20 protein-coding genes are annotated in these 17,412 nt (G+C 71.2%); 9 read left to right on the top strand and 11 right to left on the bottom strand.

Annotated features, from left to right (window positions below; all coding sequences use genetic code 11):
* Positions 1-52: 52 nt before the first annotated feature.
* The 6 genes from MFF61_RS11405 to gap form a co-directional block, all read right to left on the bottom strand.
* Entirely contained in the window at positions 53-1,021 is a 969-nt protein-coding gene (locus MFF61_RS11405; protein ID WP_238235241.1) for a tetratricopeptide repeat protein, read from the bottom strand.
* The gene (locus MFF61_RS11400; RefSeq protein WP_238235240.1) at positions 1,018-1,659 is read right to left on the bottom strand and encodes a thiamine phosphate synthase; all 642 of its coding nucleotides are present in this window, start codon (positions 1,657-1,659) and stop codon (positions 1,018-1,020) included. Before MFF61_RS11400 ends, MFF61_RS11405 begins: the two co-directional genes overlap by 4 nt.
* Before the next feature lie 76 nt (positions 1,660-1,735).
* Complete coding sequence (gene fba / locus MFF61_RS11395; RefSeq protein ID WP_238235239.1) at positions 1,736-2,821, bottom strand: class II fructose-bisphosphate aldolase; 1,086 nt, start codon at positions 2,819-2,821, stop codon at positions 1,736-1,738.
* Between the two features lie 85 nt (positions 2,822-2,906).
* Entirely contained in the window at positions 2,907-4,109 is a 1,203-nt protein-coding gene (locus tag MFF61_RS11390; RefSeq protein WP_238235238.1) for a phosphoglycerate kinase, read from the bottom strand.
* Between the two features lie 23 nt (positions 4,110-4,132).
* A complete protein-coding gene (locus MFF61_RS11385; protein WP_373324675.1) occupies positions 4,133-4,630 on the bottom strand; it encodes a hypothetical protein in 498 nt (165 codons plus the stop codon).
* A 124-nt stretch (positions 4,631-4,754) separates the two neighbouring features.
* A complete protein-coding gene (gap, locus tag MFF61_RS11380) occupies positions 4,755-5,762 on the bottom strand; it encodes a type I glyceraldehyde-3-phosphate dehydrogenase (protein ID WP_238235272.1) in 1,008 nt (335 codons plus the stop codon).
* Between the two features lie 369 nt (positions 5,763-6,131).
* On the opposite strand from gap, the gene MFF61_RS11375 reads away from it, so the two are divergent.
* The 3 genes from MFF61_RS11375 (at position 6,132) to MFF61_RS11365 (ending at position 7,758) form a co-directional block, all read left to right on the top strand.
* On the top strand, positions 6,132-6,425 hold the full coding sequence (locus tag MFF61_RS11375; RefSeq protein WP_238235237.1) for a DUF4164 family protein: 294 nt from the start codon (positions 6,132-6,134) through the stop codon (positions 6,423-6,425).
* Positions 6,426-6,558: 133 nt separating this feature from the next.
* Complete coding sequence (locus MFF61_RS11370) at positions 6,559-6,930, top strand: cell division protein ZapA (protein WP_238235236.1); 372 nt, start codon at positions 6,559-6,561, stop codon at positions 6,928-6,930.
* 201 nt (positions 6,931-7,131) lie between these two features.
* Positions 7,132-7,758 carry a L,D-transpeptidase gene (locus MFF61_RS11365; RefSeq protein WP_238235235.1) on the top strand — a complete coding sequence of 209 codons (627 nt, stop codon included), beginning with the start codon at positions 7,132-7,134 and terminating at the stop codon, positions 7,756-7,758.
* A gap of 76 nt (positions 7,759-7,834) precedes the next feature.
* Here the strand turns inward: MFF61_RS11365 and MFF61_RS11360 are convergent, their stop codons facing one another.
* Complete coding sequence (locus MFF61_RS11360; protein WP_238235234.1) at positions 7,835-8,206, bottom strand: gamma-butyrobetaine hydroxylase family protein; 372 nt, start codon at positions 8,204-8,206, stop codon at positions 7,835-7,837.
* Between the two features lie 135 nt (positions 8,207-8,341).
* Here MFF61_RS11360 and moaA point away from each other — a divergent pair, with 135 nt between their 5' ends.
* The gene (moaA, locus tag MFF61_RS11355) at positions 8,342-9,382 is read left to right on the top strand and encodes a GTP 3',8-cyclase MoaA (RefSeq protein ID WP_238235233.1); all 1,041 of its coding nucleotides are present in this window, start codon (positions 8,342-8,344) and stop codon (positions 9,380-9,382) included.
* Between the two features lie 192 nt (positions 9,383-9,574).
* Positions 9,575-10,228 carry a transglutaminase-like cysteine peptidase gene (locus tag MFF61_RS11350; protein ID WP_238235232.1) on the top strand — a complete coding sequence of 218 codons (654 nt, stop codon included), beginning with the start codon at positions 9,575-9,577 and terminating at the stop codon, positions 10,226-10,228.
* Here MFF61_RS11350 and MFF61_RS11345 read toward each other — a convergent pair.
* The gene (locus tag MFF61_RS11345) at positions 10,212-10,499 is read right to left on the bottom strand and encodes a hypothetical protein (RefSeq protein ID WP_238235231.1); all 288 of its coding nucleotides are present in this window, start codon (positions 10,497-10,499) and stop codon (positions 10,212-10,214) included. The two genes, MFF61_RS11350 and MFF61_RS11345, sit on opposite strands and share 17 nt — an antisense overlap.
* Positions 10,500-10,669: 170 nt before the next feature.
* Complete coding sequence (gene arfB, locus MFF61_RS11340; RefSeq protein WP_238235230.1) at positions 10,670-11,095, bottom strand: alternative ribosome rescue aminoacyl-tRNA hydrolase ArfB; 426 nt, start codon at positions 11,093-11,095, stop codon at positions 10,670-10,672.
* 126 nt (positions 11,096-11,221) lie between these two features.
* On the opposite strand from arfB, the gene MFF61_RS11335 reads away from it, so the two are divergent.
* Together MFF61_RS11335 and pdeM are read left to right on the top strand one after the other, a co-directional pair.
* Positions 11,222-13,717, top strand: coding sequence for a ligase-associated DNA damage response DEXH box helicase (locus MFF61_RS11335; RefSeq protein ID WP_238235229.1), 2,496 nt, complete (start codon positions 11,222-11,224; stop codon positions 13,715-13,717).
* Positions 13,718-13,723: 6 nt separating this feature from the next.
* Positions 13,724-14,476, top strand: coding sequence for a ligase-associated DNA damage response endonuclease PdeM (gene pdeM / locus MFF61_RS11330; RefSeq protein WP_238235228.1), 753 nt, complete (start codon positions 13,724-13,726; stop codon positions 14,474-14,476).
* Here pdeM and nth read toward each other — a convergent pair.
* Positions 14,473-15,228: an endonuclease III gene (gene nth / locus MFF61_RS11325; RefSeq protein ID WP_238235227.1), complete on the bottom strand. Its 756-nt coding sequence runs from the start codon at positions 15,226-15,228 to the stop codon at positions 14,473-14,475. The two genes, pdeM and nth, sit on opposite strands and share 4 nt — an antisense overlap.
* 20 nt (positions 15,229-15,248) lie before the next feature.
* Here nth and MFF61_RS11320 point away from each other — a divergent pair, with 20 nt between their 5' ends.
* Positions 15,249-15,785 (top strand): DUF2244 domain-containing protein, encoded by a 537-nt coding sequence (locus MFF61_RS11320; protein ID WP_238235226.1) that lies wholly within the window; start codon positions 15,249-15,251, stop codon positions 15,783-15,785.
* Between the two features lie 36 nt (positions 15,786-15,821).
* On the opposite strand, the gene MFF61_RS11315 is transcribed toward MFF61_RS11320, so the two are convergent.
* Positions 15,822-16,106, bottom strand: a complete 285-nt coding sequence (locus MFF61_RS11315; RefSeq protein WP_238235225.1) for a hypothetical protein — start codon at positions 16,104-16,106, stop codon at positions 15,822-15,824.
* Positions 16,107-16,591: 485 nt separating this feature from the next.
* On the opposite strand from MFF61_RS11315, the gene MFF61_RS11310 reads away from it, so the two are divergent.
* Positions 16,592-17,374: a hypothetical protein gene (locus tag MFF61_RS11310; RefSeq protein WP_238235224.1), complete on the top strand. Its 783-nt coding sequence runs from the start codon at positions 16,592-16,594 to the stop codon at positions 17,372-17,374.
* Positions 17,375-17,412 lie beyond the last annotated feature (38 nt).

Raw genomic sequence — 17,412 nt, 5'->3', positions numbered from 1 at the left:
CGGAGCGCGCCGTCGCGGGGAAGGGACCGCCCTCTCGACGTCGTGAGCGGCCTTAAGGCGTCATCCGGTCGGCGGCAAGGCGTTCGGCGCGGGCTCGCTCGTCCGGGGTCAGCCCCGCGAGCGCCTGGGTGAGCCAAGCGTCGCTCAAGCCTTGCGCCGCCGCCGCCATGTCCCAGGCCGCCGCCTCGACGAGGTTCTTCGGCACCCCCCGCCCGGCGGCGTAGAGGCGGGCGATGCGGTTCTGCGCCACCGCGTTGCCCCGCCCCGCCGCATGCCGGAAGTAGCGGGCGGCCCGCGCCTCGTCCCGCGGCACGCCCTCCCCGTTGAACAGCAGGATCGAGAATTCGACCTGCGCCGCCACGTCGCCGTTGTCGGCCGCGCGACGAAACAGCTGCGCGGCCCGGGCCGCATCCTTGGGCACGCCCCGCCCCTTGAGGTAGAGGATGCCGAGCGCGTGCTGGGCGGCCGGCAATTCCTGGTCCGCCGCCCGGCGCAGGAGGCCGCCGGCGCGCGTGAGATCGTCGGGGATCCCGGTCGCGAGCAGGATCAGGGCGAGGTTGTAGCTCGCTGCCGCCTCGCCCTTCGCCGCTGCCTTCTCCAGCCACGCCCGGCCCGCCGCCGGATCCTTGGCCATGCCCCGGCCCTCGATCGCCATCATGCCGAGGATCGCGGCGGCATGCGGGTCGCCCAGATTCGCCGCCAGCCGGTACCATTCCGCCGCCTTGGCGGGATCCTGGCGCACGCCGAGGCCCTGGTTGTAGAGTTCGCCGAGCAGCGTCATGGCCGCGGCGTCGGTCTTGGCGCGCTCCAGCCGCTTCGTCGCCTCCCGGAACGCCGTCACGTAGTAGCCGCGCTGGTAGGCGCCGTAGGCGACGTCGGCCTTGGGATCGTCCGAGCCGACGGCGGGCGGCAGGGTCGAGGAGCCGGGGAGCAGGTTGGTCGGCGCGGCGGGCGCCGGGCCGGCCGCGAGCGCAACCGACGGGACGGCCAGCAGCGCGACGGCTGCGAGGAGCCGCCTCACGGACCGTCTCCCGCAAGCCGCGCCTGCGCGGCCGCCACGGCTGCCGCACCGTCCGGCCCGTCCCAGAGGGCCGCGTCGAGGCCGATGAATTCGGCCCCCGTGGCGGCGAGGTCGGCCACCGCCTCGAGGCTGCGCGCCACCGCGATGCAGGGCGTCTCGAAGATCTCGGCCCACCACGCGGCCTGGGCGCGCACGTCCTCGGGCGCCGCGGAGCCGGACTCGCCGAACAGCACGTAGTCGACGCCCGCCTCCCCCGCCTCCATGGCGGCGTGGCGCGAGCGCAGGCGGCCCGCGCCGAGGATGCGCCCCTCGCGCAGGCGCTCGCGCAGGTCGCGCAGCTCCGCGGCCGGCTCCTCGGCCGCGAGGGCGTGCACCCCCTCCGCGCCGCCCCGGGCCGCCACCGAGACGAGGTCGAGGCCAGGCGCGGCGCACGAGATCACCACCGCCGCGCCCGCCGCCTGCGCGGCGGGGGCGAGCTGCTTGACAAGCTTGACGAGGCTGCGCTCGTCGGCGGGCGCGAGCCGCAGGATCACGGCCGCCACGTCGCCGGCCGCACAGGCCGCCGCGAGGCGCGGCACGAGGTCCGGCCCGGCCTCCGGGCCGGAAAGCAGGACGAGGCGGGTGGAGGGTTCGCTCATGCCTGATCGGAGGCCCAGAGCCGGCGCGAGCCCGCCGCCCCGTCGGGGCGAGGCGGTTCTGCGCCGGTTCCGGCGGTTACTCCGCCGCCTGCTTGGTGGCGCCGAAGGACGGGTCGAGCTTGCCGGCGGCGTAGCGCTTGGCCATCTCCGACAGCGCGACCGGCCGGATCTTGCCGGCATGGCCCGCCGTCCCGAACTCCTCGAAGCGCTGCTTGCACAGCTTCGTCATCGCCTCCATGGCGGGCTTGAGGTACTTGCGCGGGTCGAACTCGGCCTTGTTCTCGCTCAGGATCTTGCGGATCTGGCCGGTCATCGCCATCCGGTTGTCGGTATCGATGTTGATCTTACGCACGCCGTGCTTGATGCCGCGCTGGATCTCCTCCACCGGCACGCCCCAGGTCGGCTTCATCTCGCCGCCGTACTGGTTGATGATGTCCTGCAGGTCCTGCGGCACCGAGGACGAGCCGTGCATCACGAGGTGCGTGTTCGGCAGGCGGCGGTGGATCTCCTCGATCACGTGCATCGCCAGCACCGCGCCGTCGGGCTTGCGGGTGAACTTGTAGGCGCCGTGCGAGGTGCCCATCGCGACCGCGAGGGCGTCGACCTTGGTGGCCGCCACGAACTTCTCCGCTTCGGCCGGGTCGGTGAGGAGCTGGTCGTGCGAGAGGGTCCCCTCCGCGCCGTGGCCGTCCTCGGCCTCGCCCTGCCCGCTCTCCAGCGAGCCGAGCACCCCGAGCTCGCCCTCCACCGAGACGCCGGCCCAGTGCGCCATCTCGGTCACCTTGCGGGTGATCTCGACGTTGTAGGCGTAGTCGGCCGGGGTCTTGCCGTCGGCCTTGAGCGATCCGTCCATCATCACCGAGGTGAAGCCGTACTGGATCGCCGTGGCGCAGGTCGCCTCGTTGTTCCCGTGGTCGAGATGCATGCAGACCGGGATGTGGGGATAGATCTCCACCAGCCCGTCGATCAGCTTGGCCAGCACGACGTCGTTGGCATAGGCGCGCGCGCCGCGGCTGGCCTGCAGGATGACGGGCGCGTCGCAGGCATCCGCCGCCGCCATGATGGCGAGGCCCTGCTCCATGTTGTTGATGTTGAAGGCCGGCACGCCGTAGCCGTGCTCGGCGGCGTGATCCAGAAGCTGCCTCAGCGTGATGCGCGCCATCTTACCCTCCGACGGTATCGTGTGGTTGCAATTATAGGCGAACGGGGCGGCGGCGTCCTGCGCGGCACCGCCTGGACCGAACGCCTCACGCCTTGAGGCGCAGCGCGTCGACGCCCGGCAGCGGCTTGCCTTCCAGCCATTCGAGGAAGGCCCCGCCCGCGGTCGACACGTAGGTGAAGTCTCCCGCGACGCCCGCATGGTTGAGCGCCGCCACCGTGTCGCCGCCGCCCGCTACCGAGACGAGCTTGCCCGCCCGGGTGCGCTCGGCCGCGTGGCGGGCCGCCGCCACCGTGCCCTGGTCGAAGGGCGCGAACTCGAAGGCGCCGACCGGCCCGTTCCAGACCAGCGTCCGGGCGTCGTTGAGCGCCGCGGCGATCCGCTCGACCGACTGGCTGCCGATGTCGAGGATCATCCCCGCCTCGGGGATCGCGTCGATGCCGTAGGTGCGGTGCGGCGCGCCCGCCTTGAACTCCTCCGCCACCACGGCGTCCACCGGCAGGATGATGGCGCAGTTCGCCTCGCGCGCCGCCTCGATGATGCGCAGCGCCGTCCCGGCCAGATCCTTCTCGCAGAGCGACTTGCCGACCGGCAGGCCGGTGGCGTGCAGGAAGGTGTTGGCCATGCCCCCGCCGATCACCAGCGCGTCGACCTTGGCCACGAGGTTCTGCAGCAGGTCGATCTTGGTCGAGACCTTGGAGCCGCCCACGATGGCGAGCACCGGGCGGCTCGGGGCCTCCAGCCCCTTCGAGAGCGCCTCGATCTCCGCCTGCATCAGGCGCCCCGCATAGGCCGGCAGGACGTGGGCGAGGCCTTCCGTCGAGGCGTGCGCCCGGTGCGAGGCCGAGAAGGCCTCGTTGACGTAGACGTCGCCGTTGGCGGCGAGCGCCCGCACGAAGTCCGGATCGTTCTTCTCCTCGCCCGCATGGAAGCGGGTGTTTTCCAGCATCACCACGTCGCCGTCGCGCAGGCGCGCCACCGCCTCGGCCGCACCCTCGCCGATGCAATCCGCCGCGAAGGCGACCGGGCGGCCGAGTTCCTTCTGCACCGCCTCGGCGATCGGGCGCAGCGATTCCGTGTCGTTCGGCTTGCCTTTCGGCCGGCCGAAATGCGCGAGCAGCACCACGCGCCCGCCGGCCTCGATCACCTCGCGGATCGTCGGCAGCACGCGGGTGATGCGGGTCGCGTCCGTGACGCGGCCGTTGTCCATCGGAACGTTGAGGTCGACGCGCACGAGCACGCGCTTGCCCCGGAGCGCGCCGGCATCGTCGAGGGTGCGGAAACGGGTCATCGGCATCGGCCTTCTGTCGGGGGTCAGCGCGGCGGGATCAGGGACTGCAGGTTCAGGCGCTGGGCCGCGAGGGTGAGCGCCACCGTCAGCACGGCGGTGATGAGGGCGGTGAGAAGCAGCAGGCCGAGGCCGGGCAGGCGCCGGGTGCGTTCGGAGACGGCCCGCACCTCGCTGCGGAGCGCCGCGAGGTCGGCTTGCCGGGCCGCCTCGTTCATGCGGGAGCCGGCCTCCTGCACCCGATCCTCGACGCGGGCGAGCAGCGCCTCCGAGCGGGCATACTTGTCCTCGATGCGCGAGGCCTTGTCCTCGATGCGCGCGAGCTGGTCGATCACCGTCTGGGGCAGGCCCGGGCCGGCGCCGGCCGGTGCCGGGCGGGGCGGCTCGGCGGGCGCCGGCAAGGGAGGCGGGCCGGCCGGCACCGGCATGGTCCCGGAGGTCGTGCCCGACAGGGAGCCCGCGGCATGACCTTGGGGGGAACTCTGGCCCTGGGGGGAGCGGTTGGCGTCCGTCGCGTCGATCATGGCGGCTCCTCGGCTCGCGCCGCCGCAGCGGGCGCGGGTGTCGGGTGAACGGGGGCCCGATCCGTCGGTCCGGTGCGGCCGCGGGCCCTCGCGCCTGGCGCGAGGAACCCCGGCCGGCGCCGCCTCAGATCAGCTTCGCCATGGCCACCGCCGTGTCGGCCATGCGGTTCGAGAAGCCCCACTCGTTGTCGTACCAGGACAGCACCCGCACGAAGGTTCCGTCCATCACCTTGGTCTGATCGATGTGGAAGGTCGAGGAATGCGGGTCGTGGTTGAAGTCGATCGAGACGTTGGGAGCTTCGGTGTAGCCGAGCACGCCCTTGAGCGGGCCGTTCGCCGCGGCCTTGATCGCCTCGTTGATCTCGGCGACCGAGGTCGCGCGCTTGGCCACGAACTTGAAGTCCACCACCGACACGTTCGGGGTCGGCACCCGGATCGCCGTGCCGTCGAGCTTGCCGTTCAGCTCCGGCAGCACGAGGCCCACCGCCTTGGCGGCGCCCGTGGAGGTCGGGATCATCGAGAGCGCGGCGGCGCGCGCCCGGTAGAGGTCCTTGTGCATCTGGTCCAGCGACGGCTGGTCGTTGGTGTAGGAGTGGATCGTCGTCATGAAGCCGCGCTCGATGCCGACCGCGTCGTTGAGCACCTTGGCCACCGGCGCGAGGCAGTTCGTGGTGCAGGACGCGTTCGAGATCACGAGGTGATCGGCCGTCAGCTTGTCGTGGTTGACGCCGTACACGACCGTGAGGTCGGCCCCGTCGGCCGGGGCCGAGACGATGACGCGCTTGGCGCCCGCATCGAGATGGGCCTTGGCCTTGTCGCGCGCCGTGAAGATCCCGGTGCATTCGAGGGCGATGTCGACGCCGAGCTCGCGGTGGGGCAGTTCGGCCGGGTTGCGCACTGCGGTGACGCGGATGCGCTGGCCGTCGACCACGATGGCGTCGCCCTCGACCTTCACCTCGCCGGGGAAGCGGCCGTGCACGGAGTCGAAGCGCAGCAGGTGGGCGTTGGTCTCGACCGGGCCGAGATCGTTGATGGCCACCACCTCGATATCCGTGCGGCCGGCCTCCTTGATGGCCCGCAGCACGTTGCGGCCGATGCGTCCGAAGCCGTTGATGGCGACCTTGACCGTCATGACGATGACTCCCGAGAGGAAGCGGGAGCGCATCGCCCCCGGTTCCGGCTGAGGGACGCGCGCGCCGCCGCACGGCCGGGCGCCGTCCTGGATGATGGATGTGGGGTGATATGAGGCGCCGCATCCGGAACGGCCATCCCGCACGCGCCGGTCGGCCCCGATGGGGCGGCACGGGCGGTGGAGGCGGGAGACGTCACGGCAACCCGGGTTCTAGGGCGTGGCGCGGGCCGACATGGCCCGGCGCGAGCGCCGGCTTCCTAACATGACGGCCTAGCCTGTCAAACCCGCGGGGCCGCGGCCTCGGGCGATTGCGGGAGCGGACGGCTGTCGCTACGATTCCCGTCGGCGTATCCGGCGTGGGGGTGGACGATGACGGCAGCGGTGGAGGACGCGCTGCGCCGGCTGGAAGCGACCGTCGCCCTGCTCGAATCCGCGGTGGCGCGCCGACTCGATGCCGAGCGCAGCCGCGGCGACCTCGAAGTCGAACTCGACCTGATGCAGCAGGACCGCGCCCGGCTCGCGGCCGAACTCGACGGCACCCGCGCGCGGCTCTCGGAGGCGGAGGCGACGGTCGACGAGGTCGAACGGCGGCTGGGCCAGGCCATCGGCGCCGTCGAGGGCGTGCTCACCCGCGGCGAACCCGCCGGGCGCGCCGGGGAGTGATCGCGGGCCACCTTAAAGTTTGAGGTTGAACCGCCTCCCACAATTCAGCTCAGGTTTCTGTTTCTGCATCATGGTCGCCGCAAAGCCGGTTCACGCTGCGGCGAAGGGTGCTCGGGTTGCGTCGGGAGGAGTCATGCCTCAGGTCACGGTGAGCATCGCCGGCAAGAGCTACCGGATGGCCTGCGGCGAGGGCGAGGAGCGCCATCTGGAGGAACTGGCGCGCGGCCTCGACGCCCGCATCGACGAGATGCGCAAGGCTTTCGGCGAGATCGGCGACATGCGCCTGCACGTGATGGCGGCGCTGACCCTCTCGGACGAACTGGCCGAGACGCGGCGGCGCATCGAGACGCTAGAGCGCGAGATCGCCGCCCAGCGCGAGGCCGCGGACGGGGCCGCGCAGGCCCGCCTCGCCGCCGAGAGCCGTCTCGCGGAGGGGATCGGTCGCGCCGCCGAGCGCGTGGAGCAGATCGCCCGCCGCCTCTCCGGCGCGACGGGCGAGGGCTGAGCCCGGCGCTCATCCGACACCCGCCCGCATCAGTGTGACACGCGGACCACGGCCCTTCGCAACCGCACAAGCTCGGCCGTTTTAAGCTTGGCTTTGCGGCATCGGCGTTTACGGCTTGGCCATTGGTTCCGCCGCACGATGCGCGGCAGTTGCTTCCCGCATCGATCCCCCTCCACCCCGACCGCTTCCCGAGAGGCTCCCATGCGCCGCTTCGTTCCCGCACTTGCCGGGCTCGCCAGCGTCGTCGCAGCGTGGACGGCTCCCGCCGCCGCCTACGAGATCGACCCGCTCACCCGCCAGCCGCTCTCCCAGGGGCTCACCATGACGGTGCGTCCCTCCTCCGCCGCGGCCGCCGATCCGCTCGACGCCACGGTGCCGAAGCTCAGCCCGATCCCGCGCGAGACCGTGGCGTATAACGGCCCGTACGGCCCCGGCACGATCGTGGTGTCGACGAGCGAGCGGCGGCTCTACTACGTGATGGGCGGCGGTCAGGCGCTGCGGTACGGCATCGGCGTCGGCCGGCCGGGCTTCACCTGGGGCGGCCAACAGAGCATCACCATGAAGCGCGAATGGCCGGATTGGCGTCCGCCGTCGCAGATGCTGCGCCGCCGGCCCGACCTGCCGCGCTACATGAAGGGCGGTCCCGAGAACCCGCTCGGCGCCCGCGCCATGTATCTCGGCGGCACCCTCTACCGCATCCACGGCTCGAACGAGCCGGAGACCATCGGCACCGCGGTGTCGTCGGGCTGCATCCGCATGACGAACGACGACGTCATCGACCTCTACGCCCGCGCGAAGGTCGGCACCCGGGTGGTCGTGCAGCGCTGAGGCGCCGCGCCCTCCCGAACAGGACACCGGAAGGGCCGGCGCGAGCCGGCCCTTTTTCCCGTTTCGCGGCCGCCGGTCAGGGGCGGCGCTTGGGGTCGCGGGACAGGCCGCGCTTGGCCAGTTCGTCCTCGTAGCGCGCGAAGCGCTCGGTCCGCTCGGCGCCGAGCTGGCGCAGCAGCGACCACGAATAGATGCCGGTGTCGTGCATGTCGTCGAACATCAGCTTGACCGCGTAATTGCCGACCGGCTGGACCGACAGGATCTGCACCTCGCGCTTGCCGCCGATCCATTTGCGCTCGGAGGGCGCATGGCCCTGCACCTCGGCGGACGGGCTCTCGACCCGCAGGTACTCGGCGGGAAGCGCGTGGGCCGCGCCGCTCGCGAAGCTCACGTGCAGCGTGCGCTTGTCCTTCGACAGCCGGATCTCCGTCGGCCAATCCTCGTCCATATCGGTCGTCCTGCCTTGATGCGGCCCGGCTCCGCGGGCGGGCCGGCGGCGACGCGGCTTGCTCGCGGGCCGGCCAACCCTCATATGCAGAACACGATGCGGCCGCGAGAGGCCGCGCCGAGGAAATGATCCGCCATGTGGGGTCCTCCCGACGCTCCGACGCGCCCGGCGCCCGTGCGGCCCGCGCCGCTGATCGACCCGTTCCAGCGGGCGATCACCTATCTGCGCGTCTCGGTGACGGATCGCTGCGACCTGCGCTGCGTCTACTGCATGTCGGAGGACATGGCCTTCCTGCCCAAGCGCGACCTGCTCACGCTGGAGGAGCTGGACCGTGTCTGCACCGTGTTCGTGGAGCGCGGGGTGCGCAAGCTGCGCATCACCGGCGGCGAGCCGCTGGTGCGGCGCGACATCATGCACCTGTTCCGCGGCCTGTCGCGCCATCTGGCGAGCGGAGCGCTCGACGAACTGACCCTCACCACGAATGGCACCCGGCTCAAGCAGCACGCCGCCGAACTGGCCGATCTCGGGGTGCGCCGCATCAACGTGTCCCTCGACACCCTCGATCCGGACAAGTTCCGGGCCATCACCCGGCGGGGCGACCTGCCGGTGGTGCTCGACGGGATCGCGGCGGCCCGGGCCGCCGGCCTGAAGGTCAAGATCAACGCGGTGGCCCTCAAGGGCGTGAACGAGGACGAGATCGCGGCGATGCTCGCCTGGGCGCACGGCGAGGGCATGGACCTGACGCTGATCGAGGTGATGCCGCTCGGCGAGGTCGAGCCCGACCGCACCGATCAGTTCCTGCCGCTCTCGGTGGTGCGCGAGCGACTGCAGGCGCGCCACACGCTCACGCCCCTGCCCGACCGCACCGGCGGCCCGGCGCGCTACGTGCGCGTCGAGGAGACCGGCGGGCGCCTCGGCTTCATCACCCCGCTCACGCACAATTTCTGCGAGAGCTGCAACCGCGTGCGCCTGACCTGCACGGGCCGGCTCTACCTGTGCCTCGGCCAGGAGGATGCGGCCGACCTGCGCGCGCCCCTGCGCGCCTCGCCCGACGACGCCCTGGTGGCGGAGGCCATCGCCGAGGCGATCACCCGCAAGCCCAAGGGCCACGACTTCGTCATCGAACGCGCCGCCCGCCCGGCCGTGCCGCGCCACATGAGCACGACCGGCGGCTGAGCCGCCTCCGACCACCCAGGAAACCGCAAGGGCGAGAGAGGCGGCGGCCGCGGGCCGCCCGACTGCCGGGAGCCTGCGCCCGGGCCATCCACCGCGATCGCGCCAGCCCGTTAACCGTTTGTTTACTCCCGCGTTGCTGCGGCCCCGCTTCCGTGTCACGACTTCTTAACGGAAGCTTAACGGGGCGGGCAGATGCGGCAGGGCAGCGGGATCCGGAGGCTCGTTCGGTCGGGCATCGCGGTGCTGGCGCTCGGGGCGACCACCCTCCAGCCGATGGCCGGCCAGGCCGTCGCCCAGACCCTGGCCTCTCTCGGCGGCGGGGCCGCGCCGGCGGCGATCACCGGCGAGGCCAAGCCCGTTATCGCCTGGAGCGAGTTCTGCCGCCGCTACGCGTCCGAATGCGCGATCGACCCATCCGAGCCGGACGTGGTCACGCTCACCCCCCGGCTCTGGCAGACCATCGTCTCGGTCAACCGCGCGGTGAACGGCAGCAAGCGCCCGGTCACCGACCAGGAGCATTGGGGCGTGCCGGACCGCTGGGACCTCGCCGAGGACGGCTCGGGCGATTGCGAGGACTTCCAGCTGCTCAAGCGCAAGCTGCTGGCCCAGAGCGGGCTGCCGCGCCGGGCGATGCGCATGACCGTGGTGATCGACGAGAAGGGCGAGGGCCACGCCGTGCTGATGCTGCGCACCGACCGCGGCGACCTGATCCTCGACAACAAGACCTCCGCCGTGCTGCCCTGGCAGCGCACCGGCTACGTCTTCATCAAGCGCGAGGCGCAGGAGGCCGGTCCCTGGGTCTCGCTCGGCCGCGCGATCGGCCCGGCCGTCACCGCCAACCGCTGAGCCCGCCGCCGGCCTTCGCGGCCGCGTCCCTGGCCTGCGCCCGCGCCTCCTCGGCGAGCGTCCGGCTCGCATGGGTCCAAGGAGCATCGAGGATCACGCGCACCGGCGGCCGCGCCGGCGGGACCTCCGCCGGACCCTCGGCGGCCGGTGCAAGACCGGGGCGCAGCATCACCGCGTCCGCCGGCCGCCCGCCCGCCACGATCATCACCCCGACGCAGCCGGCCGCCAGCGCGCCGCCGCGCAAGGCCGCTCCCCACAACGCCCGCATCATCGCTCGCACATCCCTGTCGGCGGCCCCCGTCTGATGCCGGGGCTCGCCTGGACTCGAGCATCGCCGTCGGCGCTTAACGCCCGGCCCGCATCGCTCGGTCCGCAACCGCAGGACGTGCCGGAATTCCCCCGCATCCTGAATCGATCGTCAGCGCCGGTCGGGACGAGCGCTCAGTCCGGGTCGGCGTCGCGCACGCGCAGGCGCTTCACCGCGCCGCGGCTCTTCTTGGCATCGAGGCGGCGGGTCTTCGAGGCGAGGGTCGGGCGCGTCGGGCGCCGGACCTTCGGCGGCACCGCCGCCTCGCGCACCAGCTCGGCCAAGCGCTCGCGCGCCTCGGCCCGGTTGCGCTCCTGGGTCCGGTGGGCCTGCGCCGTGATGACGAGGACGCCGTCGGCGGTGAGCCGCCGCCCGGCGAGGGCCATCAGGCGGATGGCCACGGCGTTCGGCAGCGAGGGCGAGCGGCGCACGTCGAAGCGCAGCTGCACCGCCGTCGCGACCTTGTTGACGTTCTGGCCGCCCGGCCCCGAGGCGCGCACGAAGCTCTCCTCCAGCTCCGCCTCGTCGATTGTGATGGATGGCGTGCACGCGAGGGCCACGGGGTGCGTCTCCTCGCCGGTCGTCCGGCCCGGGAGTGATGACGTCAGTGATGACGTCTTGCCGCCCGGCGCACAACCGGGAAGGGGACGCGCCGCGAGCGCGGGATCTGCCCTAAGTAGGAAGCCGTGTCCGCGCCCTCCCCCGCTCTGCCGCCCGACTTTCTGCGCTGGTTCGCCTCGCGCGGCTGGCAGCCGCGCCGGCACCAGCTCGACCTGCTCGCCGCCGCGCAGGCGGGGCGCTCGGCGCTCCTCGTGGCGCCCACCGGCGCCGGCAAGACCCTGGCCGGCTTCCTGCCGACCCTGGTCGATCTGGCCGGCCGGAAGAGGTCGGCGACGAGCGGCCTGCACACGCTCTACATCTCGCCCCTGAAGGCGCTCGCCGTCGACATCGCCCGCAACCTCGAGGCCCCGGTGGCCGGCCTCGGGCTGCCGATCCGCATCGAGACGCGCACCGGCGACACCCCGGCCCACAAGCGCAGCCGCCAGATCGCGCGCCCGCCGGACATCCTGCTCACGACCCCGGAACAGCTCGCCCTGCTGATCGCGCACCGCGAGGCCGAAGCCGTCTTCGCCGGGCTCAGGCGGGTGGTGCTGGACGAACTCCACGCCCTCGTCACCTCGAAGCGCGGCGATCTCCTGTCCCTCGGCCTCGCCCGGCTGCACCGGCTGGCCCCGGGGCTCGCCGCCACCGGCCTCTCGGCCACGGTGCGCGAGCCCGAGGCCCTCCTGCGCTACCTCGTGCCGCGGACGGAGGCGGCGCGGGAGGCGGACCTGATCGTCGCGGCGGGCGGCGCCAAGCCGGATCTGCGCCTCCTCGAAGCGAGCCGGCGCCTGCCGCTCGCGGGCCACACCGCCTGGCAGGCGATGCCGGCGATCTACGACCTGATCCGGCAGCACCGGATGGTGCTGGTCTTCGTCAACACCCGGCTCCAGGCCGAGTACACCTTCCAGGAATTGTGGAAGCTCAACGAGGACGCGCTGCCGATTGCGCTCCATCACGGCTCGCTCGACGCCACGCAGCGCCGCCGGGTCGAGGCCGCGATGGCGGAGGGGCGGCTGCGGGCGGTGGTCTGCACCGCGACCCTCGATCTCGGCATCGACTGGGGCGACGTCGACCTCGTGGTGAATGTCGGGGCGCCGAAGGGCGCGAGCCGGATCATGCAGCGCATCGGTCGCGCCAACCACCGCATGGACGAGCCGTCGAAGGCCTACCTCGTCCCGGCCAACCGGTTCGAGATCCTGGAATGCCGCGCGGCGCTCGACGCCGTCGAGGAGGCCGCGCAGGACACGCCGGACGCGCGCCTGGGCGCCCCCGACGTGCTCGCCCAGCACGTGCTCGGCATGGCCTGCGCGGGCGGCTTCGCGCTGGAGGATCTCTACGACGAGGTGCGCTCCGCCGCGCCCTACGCGGACCTGCCGTACGAGGAATTCGAGCAGGTGGTGGATTTCGTCGCCACCGGCGGCTACGCGCTGCGCGCCTACGAGCGCTTCGCCAAGATCCTGCGCGGGCCGGACGGGCTCTGGCGCGTGCGCGACGCCCGCACCGCCCAGCAATATCGGATGAACCTCGGCACCATCATCGAGTCCACCACCGTCAAGGTGCGGCTCGCCCGCTCCGTGCGGGGCAGGCCCGGCACGATCCTGCCCGCGGGCGGGCGGGTGCTGGGCGAGATCGAGGAGGATTTCGCCGAGACGCTCACGGTCGGCGACACCTTCCTGTTCGCCGGCGAGGTGCTGCGCTTCGAGGGGCTGCACGAGGACGAGGCCCTGGTCACCCGCGGCCCGCCCGGCACCGATCCGGCGATCCCGAGCTATGCCGGGTCGAAGTTTCCGCTCTCGACCTTCCTGGCCGCCCGCGTGCGCGACCTGATCGCCGATCCCTTCGCGTGGGACCGCCTGCCCGCCCAGGTCTCCGACTACCTGCTGCAGCAGCGCCGCCGCTCGATCCTGCCCGGCCCGCGCGACCTCCTGGTCGAGACCTTTCCGCGGGCCAAGCGCCACTACCTCACCTGCTTCCCGTTCGAGGGCCGCCTCGCCCACCAGACGCTCGGCATGCTGCTCACCCGCCGCCTGGAGCGGGCGGGCCTGCGCCCGCTCGGCTTTGCGGCGAACGATTACGGGCTGGCGGTCTTCGGCACCCGAGACGTCGCCGAGCGGATCGGGCGGGAGCCCGGCTTCCTCGACCGGCTCTTCGCCGAGGACATGCTCGGTGACGACCTCGAAGCCTGGCTCGACGAATCCGCCATGATGAAGCGCACCTTCCGCCAATGCGCGGTGATCGCCGGATTGATCGAGCGCCGCCATCCGGGCCAGCGCAAGACCGGGCGGCAGGTCACGATCTCGACCGATCTGATCTACGACGTGCTGCGCAAGCACCAGCCGGACCATCTGCTGCTGCGCGCCGCGCGCCAGGATGCGGCAACCGGACTCCTCGACGTGCGCCGCCTCGGCATGATGCTGTCGCGCATCCAGGGGCGAATCATCCACAAGGCGCTCGATCGCGTCTCGCCGCTCTCCGTGAACGTCATGCTCGAGATCGGGCGTGAGCGCGTCTACGGCGAGGGCGCCGACGAGATTCTGGCCGAAGCCGAGGCGGCGCTGCTCGACGAGGCGCTCGCCTGACGAACCATGAGCCAAGGCACCCGGGCTCGCGAGGACGACACGACCGTGACGCCGGCCCTGAAGCTCGAGAAGACCCGGAAGACCCCCACCCTGACCCTTGCCGGCGAAGCCCTCACCCTCGATCTGAGCGGCGCGCTGTGGCTCGAGGCCCACCGCACCCTCGTGGTCTCGGACCTGCACCTGGAGAAGGGCTCCGCCTTCGCGGCCCGCTCGGGCCAGTTCCTGCCGCCCTACGACACCCGCGAGACCCTGGCCTGCCTGCACGAGGTGGTGGCCCGCTTCGATCCGGCCTGCGTGGTGGCGCTCGGGGATTCCTTCCACGATGCCGGCGGGCCCGGCCGGATGGACGAGGGCGACCGCGCGCTGATCGCCGCACTGCAGGAGGGGCGCGACTGGGTCTGGATCAGCGGCAACCACGACCGCGCGGTGCAGGACGGGGTCGGCGGGCGCTTCGCGGACACGCTCGCGGTCGGCGGGCTGACGCTGCGCCACGAGCCGGTGCCGGGGGGCGCCCCCGGCGAGGTCGCGGGCCACCTCCACCCGGTCGGCAAGGTGGCGATGCGCGGGCGCGCCGTGCGCCGCCGTTGCTTCGTCGGCGATGCGGGCCGCCTCGTGATGCCGGCCTTCGGCGCCTACACGGGTGGCCTCAACGTGCGCAGCCCGGCCTTCGACGCGCTGTTCCCGGACGGGCTGACCGCCCATCTCCTCGGCGACGGTCGCCTGTTCGCGATCGGGCGCGCGATGCTGGCGCGGGATTAGGACCTCGGTCCGGGCGCAGGCGTCTTGTCCGGATAGCGGCACAGATCCGCGATCACGCAGCGCCAGCATTCGGGCTTGCGCGCCTTGCAGACGTAGCGGCCGTGCAGGATCAGCCAGTGGTGGGCGTTGAGCCGGTAGGGTTCCGGCACGACCGTCTCCAGGCCCGCCTGCACCGCGTCGGTGGTGCGGCCGGGGGCGAGCGGGATGCGGTTCGAGACCCGGAAGATGTGGGTGTCGACCGCGATGGTCGGCTCGCCGAACGCGACGTTGAGCACCACGCTCGCGGTCTTGCGGCCGACGCCGGGCAGCACCTCGAGGTGCGCGCGCTCGCGCGGCACTTCGCCGCCGTGATCCGCGATCAGGAGGCGCGAGAGCGCGATGACGTTCTTCGCCTTGGTGTTGAACAGCCCGATGGTGCGGATGTGGTGGCGCACCACCTCCTCGCCGAGCGCCAGCATCGCGGCCGGGTGGTCGGCCTTGGCGAAGAGGTCGCGCGTCGCGAGGTTCACGCTCCGGTCGGTCGCCTGCGCGGACAGGACAACGGCGACGAGCAGCGTGTAGGGGTTGATGTACTCCAGGTCCGAGCGCGGCGCCGGGTTGGCGGCGGACAGCCGCGCGAAGATCTCGGCGAGCGTCGCCGGATCGACCGGGTCGGGAATCGGCTGCACCGTGCTCGGACGCAGGGGCGCGACGAGCGAGCCCCCGGCCTTGGTCTTCACGTTCGCGGGAGCTGCCGGCTTACGTTGCTTCATGCAGGCCTTATATTGTGCGCATGCAGAGCGACAAGGCACCGGACGACCGTCCCGCACGCCATCCCTACGGGCGCGATCCCGATGCCATCGAGCGCCCGGTCTTCTCGGCGGTGATCCGGCCGCATTGCTCGCTCGGCCGCACCGGCTTCCGGGTGGTGATGGGCCTGTGCTGCCTCGTCTCGCTGGTGACGAGCCTCGTCTTCCTCCAGAAGGGTTTCTGGCCGGTCGCCGGCTTCTTCGGCCTCGACATGCTGGCGCTGTGGCTGGCGCTGCGGGTCAGCTTCCGGCGCGGGCGCTCCTTCGAGGAGGTGATGATCAGCCAGATCGAGATCCTGCTGGCCCGCGTGAGCCCGACGGGCCAGCGTGCGGAATGGCGCTTCAACCCGCTCTGGAGCCGCCTGCACAAGGTCGAGGACGACGAGTACGGCCTGCAATCGCTGGCCATCGTCTCCCGCGGTCAGCGTGTGCTCGTGGCGCGCGATGCCTCCCCGCCGGAGCGCCAGACCATCGCGGAGGGCATGACCCGCGCGCTGGCCGAGGTGAAGAAGGGGTTCTGAGGTCGCGCGCAGCCCGCCGCAGCCGGGATCCGGGTCTCAGGATGTGGGCGTGACGTGGTAGGTCGCCGGCGTCTCGCCACGGCGCAGGATGATCGACGCCTGATGGCCGTCGTTCAGAAAATAGATGTGGGCCGATACACCGTCCACCTCGACGCCGCCGTAGATCGGCATGCCATCGGGATAGCCGAAATCCAGTGCCCACGGCTCGAACTGCCCGATGTGCCAGTTCTTCTTGATCTCCACCGCCTCGAAATCCTTGACGTTGACCGCCTCGCCGACTTGCGCCTGGGTGAGCGTCTCGCCGTCCTCGGGCTTCTTCATGGTTACTTCCATCCGGTGTGTTCGACGTCTCGTCGAACGTGCTGAGATGATGGCGCGGCATGCCCGCGGACGGCGCGGCGCAAGGTCCAGGTCTCCTCGCACGCGGCTGCGCTACGCGTGAGCGGCGAATCCGCCTGCGAATCCGTTGAGGATGCAGACGCGGGCCATGCATCGAACCGGTGGGCAACAAGGACACGAAATCGACGCCACGTAAATAGAAATCGCAAGTCTCCGGTAAACAGTTTTCCATTTGTAACGAAGCATAAATGGCGCGATTCCTTCTGTAAATCCGGAAAACAGAGCATAAAGCCGTACCCAGATGTAGATTTTCTGCTTGATCGATCTCTTCCGTCTGGCTACGACCGCAAGCGCTGAAATCAATCGGCGCCGAATTCTGCGCATCGCCGATTAAGTCGGCAAATCATAATGTCAGAAGATCTGTCGTCTGTCGCCTCACATGCGGTCTTGTCCACGAGGAGAACGTCATGGCCGTCCTGAAGAATGCGATCAACGCCCTCGATCCCTCGCCGGATAAGAAGAAGGACATCACGCTCCTGTTGAGCCTGCTGTCCGAACTGTGTGAGCAGAAGGTCGATTCCTTCACGAAGGCGATCGAGCTGGAACTGCGCACGGCCGGCTCGGTCGAGAACAAGACGATCCCGGTCACCGAGATCCTCGCGCGACACAAGGAATACCGAGCCTACATCAAGCAGGACTCGGGCAAGATCGCCGGCGAGGTGGCGGGCGCCATCAAGAAGTTCGTGGCGGGCAGCGCCGATTCGATCATCGACGGGATCGCCTCCCTGGTCACGACGGGCGTGGAAGCGATCATCGGGGCCGGCAGCGGGACGCAGCAGGAGCTGAGCAGCTACTACATCGTCGTGCAGAAGTACGGCATCATCCGGTTCGATCTGCGCCTGTGGAGCCGGCAGATCGAGGCACAGGGCATCACCTCGCAGATCGAGCAGGCCTTCTCCATCGTCGCCTTCAAGTCGAGCGTCGACGTCTCGAAAATATCCCTGAACACGTTTCTGATCGCGTATCAGGATCAGCTCTCGAAGATCGGCATACCCGAGGACAAGTGGAACGACTACCTCACCACGGCCGAGAAATTGTACGAGAAGCTGAAGGGCCAGGGTGGAAATCCCGTGCGGGCGGAGGCGGCCTACGCCCTGAGTGGCGCGTCCGAGGTGGCCATCGTCCACGGCCCGGCGACGCTGCGAGGCACGCTGTGGGACGATCTCGGTAACCGGATCGACGTGGAGTGAGGCGAACGGCGCCCCGGCCCGGCAGACCCCGGACGCCG

The sequence above is a fragment of the Methylobacterium isbiliense genome (assembly GCF_022179325.1).
In the GTDB taxonomy this organism is placed as follows: Bacteria; Pseudomonadota; Alphaproteobacteria; order Rhizobiales; family Beijerinckiaceae; genus Methylobacterium; species Methylobacterium isbiliense.
This window is presented reverse-complemented; position numbering and strand designations above follow the sequence as displayed.